The 15041-nt window shown below is 71.1% G+C and carries 12 protein-coding genes; 2 read left to right on the forward strand and 10 right to left on the reverse strand.

What is annotated here, in order from left to right:
* Positions 1-167: 167 nt before the first annotated feature.
* The 4 genes from ACZ9QC_RS24115 to ACZ9QC_RS24130 form a co-directional block, all read right to left on the reverse strand.
* The gene (locus tag ACZ9QC_RS24115; protein WP_472915020.1) at positions 168-1850 is read right to left on the reverse strand and encodes a hypothetical protein; all 1683 of its coding nucleotides are present in this window, start codon (positions 1848-1850) and stop codon (positions 168-170) included.
* A gap of 340 nt (positions 1851-2190) precedes the next feature.
* Positions 2191-3057 (reverse strand): MerR family transcriptional regulator, encoded by an 867-nt coding sequence (locus tag ACZ9QC_RS24120; RefSeq protein ID WP_316731736.1) that lies wholly within the window; start codon positions 3055-3057, stop codon positions 2191-2193.
* Positions 3058-3193: 136 nt separating this feature from the next.
* Positions 3194-3700 (reverse strand): glutathione peroxidase, encoded by a 507-nt coding sequence (locus ACZ9QC_RS24125; RefSeq protein ID WP_472915021.1) that lies wholly within the window; start codon positions 3698-3700, stop codon positions 3194-3196.
* Positions 3701-3744: 44 nt separating this feature from the next.
* A complete protein-coding gene (locus ACZ9QC_RS24130; protein ID WP_472915022.1) occupies positions 3745-4794 on the reverse strand; it encodes a helix-turn-helix domain-containing protein in 1050 nt (349 codons plus the stop codon).
* Between the two features lie 135 nt (positions 4795-4929).
* On the opposite strand from ACZ9QC_RS24130, the gene ACZ9QC_RS24135 reads away from it, so the two are divergent.
* Positions 4930-6120, forward strand: a complete 1191-nt coding sequence (locus tag ACZ9QC_RS24135; protein ID WP_472915023.1) for an MFS transporter — start codon at positions 4930-4932, stop codon at positions 6118-6120.
* A 73-nt stretch (positions 6121-6193) separates the two neighbouring features.
* Here the strand turns inward: ACZ9QC_RS24135 and ACZ9QC_RS24140 are convergent, their stop codons facing one another.
* From ACZ9QC_RS24140 to ACZ9QC_RS24150, 3 genes are all read right to left on the reverse strand, one after another.
* Positions 6194-7144: a hypothetical protein gene (locus tag ACZ9QC_RS24140; protein WP_472915024.1), complete on the reverse strand. Its 951-nt coding sequence runs from the start codon at positions 7142-7144 to the stop codon at positions 6194-6196.
* Between the two features lie 310 nt (positions 7145-7454).
* Positions 7455-8324 (reverse strand): alpha/beta hydrolase family protein, encoded by an 870-nt coding sequence (locus ACZ9QC_RS24145; RefSeq protein WP_472915025.1) that lies wholly within the window; start codon positions 8322-8324, stop codon positions 7455-7457.
* A gap of 287 nt (positions 8325-8611) precedes the next feature.
* A complete protein-coding gene (locus ACZ9QC_RS24150; RefSeq protein WP_472915026.1) occupies positions 8612-8905 on the reverse strand; it encodes a zinc-ribbon domain-containing protein in 294 nt (97 codons plus the stop codon).
* A 257-nt stretch (positions 8906-9162) separates the two neighbouring features.
* Between ACZ9QC_RS24150 and ACZ9QC_RS24155 the strand changes: the two genes are divergently transcribed.
* Positions 9163-10308 carry a Clp protease N-terminal domain-containing protein gene (locus ACZ9QC_RS24155; RefSeq protein ID WP_472915027.1) on the forward strand — a complete coding sequence of 382 codons (1146 nt, stop codon included), beginning with the start codon at positions 9163-9165 and terminating at the stop codon, positions 10306-10308.
* Positions 10309-11279: 971 nt separating this feature from the next.
* Here the strand turns inward: ACZ9QC_RS24155 and ACZ9QC_RS24160 are convergent.
* The 3 genes from ACZ9QC_RS24160 to ACZ9QC_RS24170 form a co-directional block, all read right to left on the reverse strand.
* Positions 11280-13859 (reverse strand): GH32 C-terminal domain-containing protein, encoded by a 2580-nt coding sequence (locus ACZ9QC_RS24160; protein ID WP_472915028.1) that lies wholly within the window; start codon positions 13857-13859, stop codon positions 11280-11282.
* 452 nt (positions 13860-14311) lie between these two features.
* Positions 14312-14758: a hypothetical protein gene (locus ACZ9QC_RS24165; protein WP_472915029.1), complete on the reverse strand. Its 447-nt coding sequence runs from the start codon at positions 14756-14758 to the stop codon at positions 14312-14314.
* Positions 14755-15021, reverse strand: a complete 267-nt coding sequence (locus ACZ9QC_RS24170) for a hypothetical protein (protein WP_472915030.1) — start codon at positions 15019-15021, stop codon at positions 14755-14757. Before ACZ9QC_RS24170 ends, ACZ9QC_RS24165 begins: the two co-directional genes overlap by 4 nt.
* Positions 15022-15041 lie beyond the last annotated feature (20 nt).

A 15041-nucleotide genomic window follows, 5' to 3' on the forward strand; every position in this document is an offset into this window, starting at 1 on the left:
GGCGCGGGGAACTGCGCGAGCAACCACGAACCACCCGCACCCGCCACAGACGCGGGACCGAGGGCACCCGGAGCGCGGCACCGGAAGCGCGGCACCGGAAGCGGGGCGCCGGGACCGAAGGCGCCGGGACCGAAGGCACCCGGAGCCGGGCGCGCCGGAAGCGGGGCCTACCGCTCCGCGTCCCCCACCCCCGCCTTCTCGTCCGCTTCCTTCTCGCACTCCAGCGTCGTGGCCCGGGACGGCCCCCCGTACTGGGAGCTGATGCGTACGTCGCCCGCCTCGTGGACCGTGAGGCGGGTGAACTCGGTGAGGTCGCCGTCGGACCCGCGGTCGGCGGTGAGGCAGCCGTTGTCGGCCCAGAGCCACGGCGAGTAGGCGACACGGACGGTGACCTCGCCCGCCCGCGGCATGTGCACCACGAGGTTGGCCCCGTCTGCGCTGACGACGGTGGCCGGCCTGTCGACGAGCGGCGTCGCGTTCTTCACCCGGTAGATCTTCCAGTTGGCGTCCTGCCAGACCGGCTCCAGATAGTCCGGCCCGCTGCTCACCAGCGCGTGTTCGAGCTCGGCGGGCCCGTCCGGCTCACCGTTGACGAGGACGACGAAACCGACGGCCCACTGCGACAGCCACGCCTTGTACGCGGCCGGGGTGAACGCCCCCTCGGGCACCTCGGTCCCGCCGTGACCCTCGTAGAAGAGGCGTCCGCGTTCGACGTCGGCCTGCCGGTTCCAGCCGCGCGCCATGTTGATGTACGGCGCGAGAATGGCGGCCTCGCGGTGGTCGCGGGCCGGTACGACCTCGACGCGGGTCTTCCAGGCGCCCAGCCGCTTCAGCTCCTTCACCACCCCGTCGGTCTTCACGGCCCACTCGGGCACCTTGGTGTTGGTGACGATGTCGGCGGTCGTCTTGCCGGTCAGCCAGGTCACGGAGAGGACCAGGGCCACCGCGCCCGCCACGACGCGCCGCCGGGGCGTGAACCAGGACAGGGGGAGGCGGCCGTCCCCGGCCGTACGGGCCTCGCCCCGGTGGAGGCAGATCGCGAGAGCCGCCGCCGGGCCCGCCAGTTCCAGCAGGCGTTCGACGTTGGTGCCGATGGGGGTGGGGATCAGGTAGCAGAGGACCACGCCGATCGCGTAGATCGCGGCGCTCAGGCGGAGCACCCGCCAGGCGCTCGGCGCGACCAGCACCACCGCCGCGCACAGCACGACCGGCGGCCATATCCGGCTGAAGGCCATGGGCTGCTCGCCCTCGAAGGGGAACAGCAGCGTGGTCACGGCGACGACGGTCACCGGCGGCACGAGCAGCGCCGCCGCCCGGCCCCACTCACGGCACAGCAGGTACGCGGCGCCGACCACGAGGAGGAACAGCCCGGAGACGGGGCTCCCCAGCGTGGACAGCGTCGCGCACACCGCCGCCACGGCGATGTGCCGCCCGGTACGCCCGCTCACCACCGCCAGCAGGGCGCCCATCGCGAAGGCCGTGCCCAGCATGAACGTGGAGCGCCCCGACACCACCTGGCACCACAGCGAGAACGTCGCCGCCAGCGCGACCGGTACCGGCGCCCGTACGCCCGTCCGGGTGACGACCGCCCCGGCCAGCCAGGACGCGGACAGCCCCGACAGCAGCGTGACCGGGACGACGCCGAGCGCCGCCATCAGATACGGCGAGAGCACGCTGTAGTTGGCCGCGTGCAGCCCCCCGTACCAGAACAGGTTGACCGCGGAGTCCGGGTACGTCTTCGCGAACTCCGCCCACGCCACCTGGGCCGCCAGATCGCCGCCGCCGGTCGCGAAGACCGCCCACCACACGAAGTACAGCGGCAGGGCGCACAGGGCGGCCGTGAGGGGCACGCGATGGCGTTGCCGCCATGGCTCGCGCGACGGTGACGGTGACGGCCCGTCGGCACGCGAGACGGGTCGTCGTGGGGTCAGCTCGGCAAAGGCCACTGCGGCTCGTCCGTTCCGTTTCGACTCGTGCGGGCGGGTGTCGTCCATGTGTTGCTGTATCCGTCTGTCGCTGTGTCCGTGTGTCGCTGTACGCGTGCGTTGCTGTATCCGTGTGCTGCTGCGTCCCTGTGTCGGGGTAGACGCTAATCACCCGCTGACAGTTGGCCGACAGGACCCGGGCGATCCGGTACGGCCGTAGGGCTTTCCCTACGGCCGCACCGGTACCGCACGGCTACTACACGGCTCAGAATGCGACCGGGAACGCCACGTCGCACACCGGGTCCTCGGGGCCCGCCGCGTCCCAGTCCGCGAAGTAGATCTCGCGGCACGGGCCGGTGACCCGCAGCCCCCGCGCGGCGATCCACCGCTCGACCGCCTCGAACGCCGCGAGGATCTGCGGATGGGCCACCTGGGCCTTGCTGATCCGGGTGTACGCGAGCCGCGCCGCCGGCTCCACGCGCACGCCGGTCTCCCAGGCCCGCCCGTGTTCGGCGGCCCAGGCCCGTGCGGCACCCTCGTCGGCCACCGGCACACACGACTCCGCGGGCCCGTCGCTCTCCATCGACACCTCGGAGTGATACACGACGAACGGCGCCCCGGTGACTCCGCCGCAGGCCGCCGCGCCCTCCTCCAACCGTCCGAGCGACGCCCCGATCCACGCGGGCAGTTCGTCCGCAAGGGTGTGCCGTGACTGCGTCAGCAGCACCTGGGGGGCGATGTCGACCGTTTCGACCGCAAACGTCCCGTACGTCTCTTCCATGCCTGACTCCGTTCCCGACAACCGTCCACGGAGGTAGGCGACAAGGGTCCGCTGGGACGCGAACCGCTCCTCGGCCCCGGCCCAGTACGCGGCCAGCCGGTCGGCCGCCCGCGTGCCGTCCCGCTCGACGAGCCCCACGATCTCGGCGATCCGCGCGAGCGGCATGTCGAGCTGCCGCAGCAGGGCCACGAGCCGGGCACGTTCGACCTGGTCGGCCCGGTAGTACCGGTAGCCGTTCACCTCGTCGACGTACGCCGGCGGCAGCAACCCCAGCCGGTCGTACAGCCGCAGCGCCTTCGCCGACAGGCGTGCGCGGGCGGCGAAGGCACCGATGGTGAGCAGGTCGTCCATGTCCGAGCGGGTCACAGGGGGCATCCTCCGTCACCGGGCGCCCACCGCCCGGCGAGAGCGACGGTGCCCCTTGCCCCAGGGACAAGGTCAACGACGGCCCCGTACGCGTCGGAGGCCGACGGTGGCCCCGTGGCCGTCAGCCGATGGCCTTCTCCACGGCGGCGACCAGTTCCGCCGACTCGGGCTCGGTCTGCGGCGAGAAGCGCGCGACGACCGAGCCGTCGCGGCCGATCAGGAACTTCTCGAAGTTCCAGCGGATGTCGCCGGAGTGGCCCTCGGCGTCCGCGTGGCCCACGAGCCGCTCGTACAGGGCGTGCCGGCCCTCTCCGTTGACCTCGACCTTCTCGGTCATCGGGAACGTGACGCCGTACGTCGCCGAGCAGAACTCCGCGATCTCCTCGGCCGAGCCGGGCTCCTGCCCGAGGAACTGGTTGCACGGCACACCGAGCACGGTGAAGCCCTGCGCGGCGTAGCGGGCCTGGAGCGCTTCGAGGCCCGTGTACTGGGGGGTGAGACCGCACTTGGAGGCCACGTTCACGACGAGGACGGCCTGACCGGCGTACTGCGCGAGGTCCGCGGGGCCGCCCTTGAGGGCGTCGATCTCCACGTCCAGGACGGAGGGGGTGGCGTTGTCAGTAGTCATAAGCGGATGCTATCTCCGGTACCGCGCGCCCCTTCCGGTCGGGTTCACGCCCCCCTGTGGCCGAATCCAACGCTCTCTGCGGCCGACCCGGCCGGCAGGCCTGCCCGGCCCGCCCGACCCGCCTGGAGGAGCACCTCTCCCTCCGCCGTCCGCGCGTACAGCACCGAACGGCCGGCCCGCCCGCGCCGTACGAGCCCGGCGTCCAGCAGCACCTTCAGATGACGGCCGACCGAGCCCAGACCCTGACCGGTGAGGGCGCAGAGCTGGGTGGTGCTCATGGGGGAGTCGAGGAGGACGAGGACCCGGGCGCGGCGCTCGCCGAGCAGGGCGCCGAGGGCGCCGAGGGTGCCGAGGGCGGCGGGCACGGCAGCGGTCCCGCCGTCGTCGGCGAGGACGCCCGAGCACGGGTAGACGACGGCGTACCGCTCGTGCTCCTCCCATGCCACCCAGCCCGTGCGCTGGGGCGTGACCGGCACGAAGACCAGCCGCGCCCCGGAGATCTCGCGCGGCGGGTACTCGTGCAGATTGACCTGGAGACGGTTCTCGCCGAGCCACCGCATCCCCGGCCGCATCGCGTCCAGTACGGCCGCCCAGCCGCCCTGCCCCAACCGCGCGGTCCGGGCGAGCACATCGGCCTCCAGCACGCGCCGCCGCCGCTCCCAGTACGGCCGTACGGTCTCCTCCCACACGTGGGTGAGGAGGTCGGCCGCGCGGCCGGGCAGGTCGTCCCGGTGCAGGGTGGCGGGCAGGGGGCCGCGCAGGGAGAGGGTGAGGTGGGCGCGGGCGGCGGCCGGGTCGGCGCCCCGGACCCGGCCGACCTCGGTGGCGAAGGTCTCGCCCTCGCGCGGGGCGGGCGTGAGGAAGTCGGCGATCCACTCCTGGCCGAGCCCGGCACGGACGAGCAGGGCGGTGAGCGGGTCCCCGGCCAACGCGGCCCGGTACGCCGGGAGATGGGCCCGCAGCCAGGCCCGCTCCCCGGGATGCGTGCCCGTCCCGGCGTGCAGCATCTTCAGGCTCGCGAACGTCTCCGCGAGCGGCGAGACGACGAACCGGCTGCCGGCGAGGGTGTCGGCGTTGACCTGCCACCACCCCATGCGGACACCTCCTTTCTGCCCTGCCTTGTTCTGCCCTGTTCTGTTCTGTTCCGTTGTGCTCCCGGCTCCGGCGGAGCTTTCGCGTGTGCGCGAAACATTACGGCGGACCGTGGGCCGGACCGGAGGGTCCTGTCCATGCGCAGCTACCAAGCCCTGTTCCGCACAAGGGAGTTCACCCCTCTCTTCCTCTCCTCCGCCCTCCAGGTCGCCGCCTCCACGATCGGCGGTCTGGCCCTCGGCACCTCCGTCTACGCGGCGACCGGCTCCCCCCTCCTGTCCGCCCTCAGCATGTTCGGCCCGTCCCTCGTCCAGGTGATCGGCGCGACGACCCTGCTCTCGGCGGCGGACCGTCTGCCGCCGAGGGCGACGCTGACGGGTCTGGCCGTACTCTTCGCGGCGAGCACGGCGGCACTGGCCCTCCCCGCCCTGCCCCTGTGGACGGTCTTCGCGGTGATCGCGGCGCAGGGCCTGGTCGCCTCCCTGGGCGGCGGGGCCCGCTGGGGCCTGCTGAACGAGATCCTCCCGAAGGACGGCTATCTGCTCGGCCGTTCGGTGTTCAACATGCTGCACGGGCTCACCCAGATCGCCGGGTACGCGACCGGCGGCGCCCTGGTGGTGTGGCTGTCCCCGGAGGTCACGCTGCTGGTGGCGGCGGCCCTGTACGCGGCGGCGGCCCTCTGTACGGCCCTGGGCCTGACACACCACACCCCGCGCGCCGCCGGCCGCCCGTCCGTGACCGATACCTGGCGCACGAACGCCCTCCTGTGGTCGTCGGCCCCACGCCGCCGCCTCTACCTCGGCCTGTGGATCCCCAACGGCCTGGTCGTCGGCTGCGAGTCCCTGTTCGTGGCGTACGCCCCCGACCGAGCGGGCCTCCTCTTCGCCTGCGCGGCGCTGGGCATGCTGATCGGCGACGTGACGGTCGGCCGCCTGCTCCCGTCCCGGGTGCGCGACCGCCTGGCCACCCCGCTCCTCCTGCTCCTGGCGGCCCCGTACCTCCTCTTCGCTCTCCACCCCCCGACCCCGGTCGCGGCGGCCTGCGCCATCGTCGCCTCCGTCGGCTTCGGTGCGAGCCTGGTCCAGCAACAGCACCTCCTGACCCTGACCCCACCCGAACTCACCGGCCACGCCCTGGGCCTGCACTCGGCGGGCATGCTCACCCTGCAGGGCCTGAGCGCGGCCCTGGCAGGCACAGCGGCCCAACTGACGTCACCGGGCACGGCGATGACAGCGATGGCGGCGGCGTCGGTGGCGGTGACACTGGGGTTGTGGGCAGCGGGACGAAACGAGCAACCGAGGCTGGCGCCAACGGCGCACGCGTCCTGATCCCGCGCCCACGGGCGATCCGTACCGGACAGCGCTTCCCACCTGCGGGTGGACCGCACACCCGGCCACCGGCTCAGCCGGTTGCGGGGAGTTGGTTCCGGGTCCGGCAGTCCCGGCAGTGGCTGTGTCCTGCGGAGCGGAAGCCTCGGTCGCAGCCGTCGCAGTTGCGCATGTCCAGGATCACCGGGCGTTCTGGGGTTTCGGGACTTCCGATTGCCGGTGCCGGTGCGGTCAGGGGTGTCTCCTTCAGCCGGTAGGCGAGGATGCCGACCGGGCGGACGAGGAGGTCTGCTGGGAGTCGTGCGGTGAGGTGGTCGGTGATCTGTGTGGGCAGGAGGCCTGTTGCGAGCCACTGGGTGACGGCTGGGGCGAGGCGGGCGGCTTCCCGTTCGGACAGGACGAGGCGGGGGTCGACCCGGCGCAGGCCCGCGAGCAGGGCGATGGCTCGGGGGTCGGCGTCGGTGAGTGGGGCCGGTGCCTCAGCCGCGGTCTCGGTCTGTGTTTCCGGCTCCGCTGCCTGGTCCGTCTTCTCCTCCGCCTGTACGGGCGTCTCCGCCGTGTCCGGCACGGCCCCGGGCGCGGGTGCGGGTGTGGCAGTGGCGGGTTGCTTTCGGGGGCGACGGGGCCTGGGGGGCTTGGGAGGCCCGCTCGGGTCCGGGTCCGGGTCTGGTTGGCCGCCGGGGACGTCGTAGAAGTACGTCCGGGTGCGGACCTGTCCGGTGGGCGTTCGCTCGCGGCGGCGTTCTAGATATCCGGCCGCTTCCAGCTCTCTCAGTGCTCGCGAGATGAGGATCTCGCCCTCGTCGAAGTGCGCGCACAGGGCGGTGATGCTCACGGAGGTGCCGGTGGGCAGGGAGGAGATGTAGGTCGCGACGCCGATCGTGACCGCGCTGCCGCGCCGCTGTGCGAGGGCGTTGGAGATCACCGTGAAGTCGGCCGTCAGCCGGGTGCGTACGTGGATCACACCGGAGGTTGGTACTCCGGCGTCGGCGCGCAGGCGCGCGTTAGACTGCGAATCAGCCATTGGGAAGGTCGGTACTTCCTGGTTGGTCAGGCCCTCGATCGGGATGCCAGTCCCGGCCGGGGGCCGAAGTCTTTGTGCGGTTGTCGCGGCGAACGTAACCGCCCGCCTCCCGCGCCTGCAAGCCGGTCACCCGGACGGGTGAAGCGGCCCCTCGCGGCCAGGGAGGGTGGGTGGGCGGGTAGTTCTTTCCCCCGGTTCTTTGGGGAGGTCAGCGGCCCACCGGACCCTCGCGGACAAGGCCCCGGCACCCCGGCACGAGGCCGATGACCAGGGCCCGGCATGGACCGGCCCGGCTGTGACATCGCCGTGGTCAGCGGAGGTGGGTGGCGAAGAAGGACACGGTGCGTTGCATGGACGTGGGCCACTGCGGGCCGAACGTGTGTCCCTCGCCGGGGTACTTGATCAGGCGTACGTCCTTGCCGGCCGCCTCGAACTCCGCCGTGGTCCGCTCCGACCAGGCGAGCGGGCAGGTGTCGTCGGCCGTGCCGTGGTGGATGAGGAGCGGCTCGGTGACGCGGTCGACGTACGTGAGGGGCGAGACCTCTCGCCAGAAGACGGGGTTCGACGCCGGGGTGCCGTGCGCGGCCTCGATCTCCGCAACGATCGGGTCGCCGCCGGGGCGCTGGAAATGGTCGATGTTCTCGGCGGGCCGGGAGCTCACCGGGGCGAAGACCACGGCCGCGTCGAACAGACCCGGGGCGACCACCAGCGTGTTGTAGACGACTCCGCCTCCCATCGACCGCCCCAGCAGACCGATCCGGTCACCGTCGATCTCCGGACGTCCGGAGTCGCGCAGTGCCAGGGCCGCGCCGATCACGTCCTCGGTGTAGCCGAGGCGGAGGTTCACGTCGTTGTCGGGGTCGTCGTCGGAGCCCGCGTGGTTGCGGTAGTCGGTGTGCAGGACGACGTAGCCCTCGCGGGCCAGCAGATCCTGTTCCCGGGCCAGCCCGCGCCCGGTGGTGTACACGGCGGGGTCGATGTACCCGTGCGCCAGCACCAGCGCCGGGAAGGGGCCCTCGCCCTCGGGGATGTTCATGATCCCCGAGATGGTCAGACCGTCGGCCTCGTACGTCACCGCGTGACTGGTGTACGCGGCGGTACGGGCCAGTACGGCGCCCAGACGCAGGTCGGAGCCGGTGTGCGGGCGGGCGATCAGACCGGGGATCGAGACGGGGTTCACGGGGTGCGGAGTGGGGGATGCCTTCGGAGCCTCCGCTGCCTCCGACGACTCTGACGTCTGCGACGGTGCCGTGGGAGGCGGGCCACCCTCGCGGTCCCCACCCGCACAGCCGGGCAGGGCCACCAGTGCCGACACCAGCCCGGCGACGACACAGCCCCGGCCTCGCAACCGCATGGGGCCAGTATCCCGCGCCGAGGGCGGGAAGGGCGGGCCACCGGAAGGCACGGCGCTGCCGTACAGGCCGGGTTCCTATGGGTTCCTTCGGGTCGATGCCCTCCCGCTCGTGCTCAGGACTGGTACGGCTGCTGCTGCGGCTGGCCGTACGACTGGCCGCCGTGCGCGCCGGTGCTCTGCTCCTGGAGCCGCTCGGCCTGCTCGGCGCTGACCTTCTGCTCGGCGCCGCAGAACGTGCACTGCGTCTGGTACTTCGTCGAGATCGGGATGAGCGGCACGAAGAACAGCGTGAACTTCGTGACCCGCTTCCTGAGCGTGTGCGCGGCGGGGTTGCCGCACTGTCCGCACACCAGCGTCAGTATCGCGAGCTGGTACAGGTATCCCTTGGTGCCGAAGATGATGAACATCTGATCCTTCCCGGGGGTGCCCAACGACGCACCGCGCGTGCTGCACGCACCGTACGCACTGCCTTCCAGTGTGCCCGTCCCTCACTTTTGGAGAGGGGGTGGCTGGATTATGACTGCGGGGTGCAGGCCGGGTCGCCCCAGCCGCCAGAGGTTTACCTCCGGCCGCGTCGCATGCAACCAGAGAGGCATGCCGAGGCTCGCCGAGGTCCCTCTCGGGGGCGATGCGGCCGACATCCCCGCTCGGGGAGGCTGTGCCCATGACCAGCGAGAAGAGGGACGGCGGCATGGGGGAGACCGGCGACACGGGAGCGACCGGTGGCACGGCGGCGGTGAAGGAGCCCGACTGGAACACCGTGGGCATCCTGGGGGCGGCCCGTGGTGCCCAGGCGGGCGCCAGGGACCCTCTCGGCACCGAGCACCTGCTCGCCGGCATCACCACGTCCAAGGGAGCCGCGCGCGAGGCACTCGCGAGCGAGGGGGCGACGAAGACGGCCCTGCTGGCGGTGTTACGGCAGCGAATGGATCGGGATGCCGTGCGGACGGACCGGAACGCCGGGTGGCTGACCTCCGACGACGCGGAGGCGTCCGTCGACGCGCGGGAGGTGCTGGGCGAGAACAGCAACCGGAGCGATCGTCTTACGGGCGCCGCGGCCAGGGCTCTGACGGCGGCGATGGCCCACGCCGAGCGGGAGGGCGCGGCGAAGTTCGGCGCGTCGCATCTGCTGCGGGCCCTGCTGGCCGAGGAGAACCGCGCGGTGGAACTGCTGGGCGTCTGCGGTATCACCCCCCAAGCCGTACAGGCCCGCCTCGACGGCACGGCCGTCGACACGACGGACACCCTGACCCCCCTCCTGCACGCCACCCGCGACCGGCTCCTCGGCCGTGACCACTACCGCCACCTGCCCTTCTGGAAGCGGTGGCTGGCCAAGCGATCCGGGATCAACTGGGCGGCGCGACCCGCCCGTTGGGTCGGCCTGGAGACCTACGAGCAGGCACACCGGCTGGGCGCCGACACGGTCGGCACGGAACACGTCCTCCTGGCGATCCTGGCCACACACGAGGTCGCCCTCCGCCACCCGCACCTCGCGGGCGAGCACGCCCCCACGCCCGACCTCCGCTACACGGGCGGCGACCGCCTGACCCGGCTGGGCCTGGACTACACGAAGGTCCACAGGGCTCTCACCGACAACAGCGTCCCCCTGCTCCCGGACCCCCACCCCCTCAGCCACTACCTGACGCCGACCACGTCCCCCACCGCGACCGCACCGGGCCCGACCGCGCGCAGGGACGGCTCCGCACCGGATCCGGACCCGGGCACGGGCCCCCTGACCGAGTCCCTCCTGCTCGAACGAACCCGGGCTCACCAACTGATCACCGCCTTGACCAGCCCTCCCACCACCTGACCCACTCGGCCGCGCGGTACGGGCAGGACCGAGGTGGGGTTGACCGCGACCGGTCAGGGAAAGATCTCTGATGCATCTCATCGAGTCGGAGGGGGCTGCTCATGAGCGGTACGGCACGGTCGAGTCAAGGCGCGAGAGAGCCGGGGCCATCGCCCCAGCGCGGCTCCGCCCGTTTCAGTGACGGTCCTCCTGATCCCCTCGCCTCGCTGCTTGCCAAGGTCAACAGGGGGGAACGCATCGCGACTCCCGGAGACAACGCGGACGGCGAGGACCGCGACCCCCATGACGAGGAATGGCGGGAGCACGATCGCCACGGCCCCTATGCGCAGGGGCGCCGCCGGAAAAACTGACGCAGGGGCGAAGCCTCGCGTCCGCCGTCGGTTCAGAAGCATGCACCGGGTGTTCGGAACCGTGAACCGAACGTTCGGAACAACGCACTGGGCAATCGGAACCATGCACCAGGTGTTCCGTGTCGTGGCATGTCGTGGACACAGTCAAGTCGTCATCCAGCTCCTGTCTTCCCGGGGCGGTCTCCGCGCTCTTCGGAGCCGCCATGGGCGGCGTCGCCTGGTCGCTGACTGTCTGGGCGCGTGCTTATTGCGACGCGGGCTACGACGCCAGCGGACGCTTCGAGCTCAACTTCCTGTTCCCTGTGGTCATAACCGTCGGAACGATCACGGGACTCGTGGCGCAGGCCGTCGGCAGGCACCTGGTGCTTCGCGCGCAGACGGCGGTCCGCGTCGCAACTCCGACACTGCTGGTGATCGTCGCGACAGTGGGGCCGGCATGGTGGTTCTTCGCGGTCAGAGGGACGCTGGACGGCTATCCCGGCGACTCCGGTCTCTGCCCGGTGAGCAACGTCCCGCCGCAGTGGCCCGACTGGATCCCCGTCCGATCAGCCCAGCCGCAGCCCGCCCGCGGTCCTGCCCGCCGCACAGGACCGCGGCCCTGTGCGGTGAACTGGGCCCCCGTCACCTCCAGATGGACCCCAGCTGCCACGCCCGTACCTGGTCGAGGGTGGCGGTGCCGCCCTCGGCGAAGAACTCGACGCCGGTGCTGGACGGGTCGGGGAAGATCTGGTCGGTGATCACGGCCTCGCCGCTGCCGCCGAAGACTTCGACGGAGGACCGGTCGACCAAGACGCGCAGCTTGACCTTGCCGTTCCTGGGCTTCAGGGGCGCGGTCTGCACGCCGGTCGAGAACAGGTCGTGGAAGTCGACTGCGCCGGAGCGGGAGCGGTCGACGTACAGCTCCTGGGTCGTGGTGTCGTAGCCGATGACGGTCTCCTCGCCGCCCGTTCCGGTGCGGACCTTCAGACCGAAGCGGTCGGCGTCCTTGAGGGAGAAGGTCGCCTCGACGTCGAGTGCCTGGCCGTCGGCCGTACGACCGAGCAGGGGCCTGGAGGCGTTCTTGACGGTGACACCGGACGCCGCCACCAGGCGCCTGTCCCGCAGGGACTCCAGGCTGCCCACCGGCTTGCTGGTCAGTCGGATCCTGCCGTCGACCGTGCGCAGGGCCATCTCCCGGGGGACGCTCTGCGCGCCGCGCCAGGGGGTGGTGGGGACGGAGCCGGCGTAGTCCCAGTTGTCCATCCAGCCGATCATGTACCGCTTGCCGCCCGGCGCGTGCTCCCAGGACACGGCCGCGTAGTAGTCCTGGCCGTGGTCGGTCCAGTCGGCTCGTTGCAGGACGGACTTGGCGGGCTTGTCCGCGGTGGTGAACCGGTCGGCAAGGATGTGGCCCCAGCCGCCGGTGTTCATGTCGACGACCTGGATGCGCGCCTCCTTCCCGGCGTAGGGACGCAGGTCGAAGGAGGCCCAGTCGAGGGTCTCGCTGTCGGTGCCGGTGGCGCTGCGGACGACCTCGCCGTCGACGATCAGGTTGACGGACGTCTCGGCGGAGACGCGCGGCGCCACGGAGTCGGAGAGCACGATGTGGTCGACGTTGATGTGGCCCCAGCCGCCGGTGTTGTCGTCGACGATCCTGATCCGTGCCTTCTTCCCGGCGAGGTCGCCGACGTCCCAGGAGGCCCAGTTGAGTGCTTCGGCGTCCTTTCCGGTGGCGCTGCGGACGACCTGGCCGTCCACGAGGAGTTCGACGGCGGTGGGGTGGTCGGAGCCGGTCGGGTGATTGCCGCCGCCGACAAGGAGGTTGACGTACTTCCTGTCGAGGGTGAACTCGGGCGAGGTGAGGGTTCCGGTGGTGGAGTCGCCGTTCAGGAAGGTGTTGACCAGGCCGTCTCCCAGGAAGCCGGAGACCTGGTGCTGGCCGGGGAGGGTGCCGGCGGCCGGTGCGGTGCCGAAGGCCTCCCCGGTCGCCGTCCAGCCGCCGTACGTGCCGCCCTCGAAGTCGGCCAGGACCGTGCCCTCGGGCGGGGTCCGCTCCAGGACCGTGCCGTCCTTGTGCGGATGCCGCCCCCCGCCGATCTTGAAGTTCAGGTAGGGGCTGTCGACGGTGAAGGAGGGCGAGGTGAGGGTGCCGGTGGCGCCGTCTCCGCCGTGGAAACTGTTGGCGAGGCCCGTGCCGTCGAAGCCGGTGACCGGCTGCTGCCCGTTCACCGCCCCGGCTGCCGGCGCCTGGCCGAACGCGTTGCCGGTGGTGGTCCACGCACCGAAGTCGGTGCCCTCGAAGTCCTGCACCACCGTGCCCGTGGGCGGGGTGTAGGTGCCCTTGTCCTCGGCGGTGAACTTCTTGCCGTCGAAGTCGCCGATGAAGTACTGCGAGCCCGAACCGCCTGCGATTCCGCCCGGGTTGAGGTTCACGACCAGGACCCACTTGATGTTCTTCCTGTCGCCGTCCACCGCGAGGGGGAACAGGTCGGGGCACTCCCACACGCCGCCCGTCGCGCCGGCCGGCCCGAACTCGCTGAGCAGGCTCCAGTCCTTGAGGTTCTTCGACGAGTAGAACTGCACCTTGTGCTCTTCGGACAGCGAGACCGTCATGAGCCAGCTCTTGGTCGGCGCGTACCACTGGACCTTCGGGTCGCGGAAGTTCCTGGAACCGATGTCGATGACGGGATTTCCCTGGTACTTGGTCCAGGTGCGGCCGCGATCGGTGCTGTAGGCGAGCGACTGGGCCTGCTTGCCGCCGTCCTTGTAGGCGCTGGTGTAGATCGCCACCATGGGCGGGTTCTGCTTCGTGCCGAAGCCGGTGGTGTTGTCCCGGTCGACGACCGCGCCGCCGGAGAACACCATCTCCTCGTCGTCGTGCGACAGGGCGAGCGGCAACTCCTCCCAGTGCACGAGGTCCTTGCTCACCGCGTGCCCCCAGGACATGTCGCCCCAGGAGTTGCCGTTCGGGTTGTACTGGTAGAAGAGGTGGTACTCGCCCTTGTAATACACCAGGCCGTTGGGGTCGTTCATCCAGTTCTTCTCCGGCGTGAAGTGGAACTGGGGTCTGTGGGGCTCGGTGTACGGCGGGGTGTCGGCCGCGACCGCCGCGGCCGCTGCGGGCGCCGCCGGCGCGAGTGGGGCCGCCGACAGGGCGCAGACGGTCGCCATCGCCGCCATCAGGCGCATACGGGCGTGCCGGGCTACGCGTGCAGAGTTCATGGTGACTCCTTGTCCCGCGGCCGTCCGCGCGCCGGTGTGCACGGCCCTGGCGCGGGCGGATCGAAAGTGGCAACTGGCGACGATGGAAGGCGACAACTGGCCGACGGCGACGTCCACGCAGCCGACGAGATGTCATCGTTGACTTATGTCATCGATGACAGCGAGTGCCCGATTATGGGGCGCGAGCCGGTCGGTGCGTCAACGGTTCGGACGCGATTGCTCCGAGATCGCCGGCAGGTTCGTCAGGCCCGGGGCGGCGGGGCTGTTCGGCTTCCGCCCCGGACCACGAACCGGCGCACAGGCCCTGTAGGCGATGAGTCGAGTCGTCGCAGCCGTCGAAATCCGGGGTCCCGGACGAGGCCGAGGAGGCCGAGGGCACGGACGACGGCCACAGTCGCTGAGGCTGGTGCGCGGTGTGGTCGGCGTGCCGGGAGCCCTGCGGGGTCGTCTCGTCAGACTTTCTCGACTCGCACGGGGTGTCCCGCGAGGAGTTGATTCATGTCGTCGGTGTCGGAGGTGAAGACGGTTGCCTCAGCTCCCTGCTCGGCTTCCCGCCCGGCCACAGCCGCCAGAACGGCATCGATGGCGTACTGGTGACCGTGGAGGCCGGCTGCTTTCAGCATGTTGCGCGCCATGGCGATGACCTGTTCGTCCGTGTGAACGATGCGGATTCGCGACAGCGTCCGGTTCCACAGCGCCTGCCTCGACGATTCGCGAGGGTCCCACGCCTCCAAAGTCGTGAGCGCCGAGGTGACGATCGGGATGTCCAGTCGTGGAGCCGTCTTGATCAGCGCAGCCATCTCCCGATCACCCTGAACCGCCTTGGAGAGAGCCTCGCAATCGAACACGAAGACGCGCTGTCGCGGCCGGTGCAGCTTCGCTCGGACGGTACGGCTCACGCGGCCTCGTCCGTGTGAGATCGCCGCTCGTCATGCCAGCCGTCCATCGCTGCGATGCGGTCCAGCGCCGCCTGTTGCTCCTCGTCCGTCACGGCGCCGTGCTCTTCTTCGAGACGTTCGGCCAACTCCCGCAGTCGGTCCATGGCGTCCTGATGCGCGGCGGCGGCCGCGATGTAGCCGGACACTCCGCGCGCGTCGACGCGCTCCTTGATCGATTCCACCAGCTCTTCCGGCACGGTGATGGTGATCTTCCGGGTTGCCATACTTGAAGTATGGCAGAGTC

The organism is Streptomyces sp. HUAS MS02 (genome assembly GCF_055702265.1).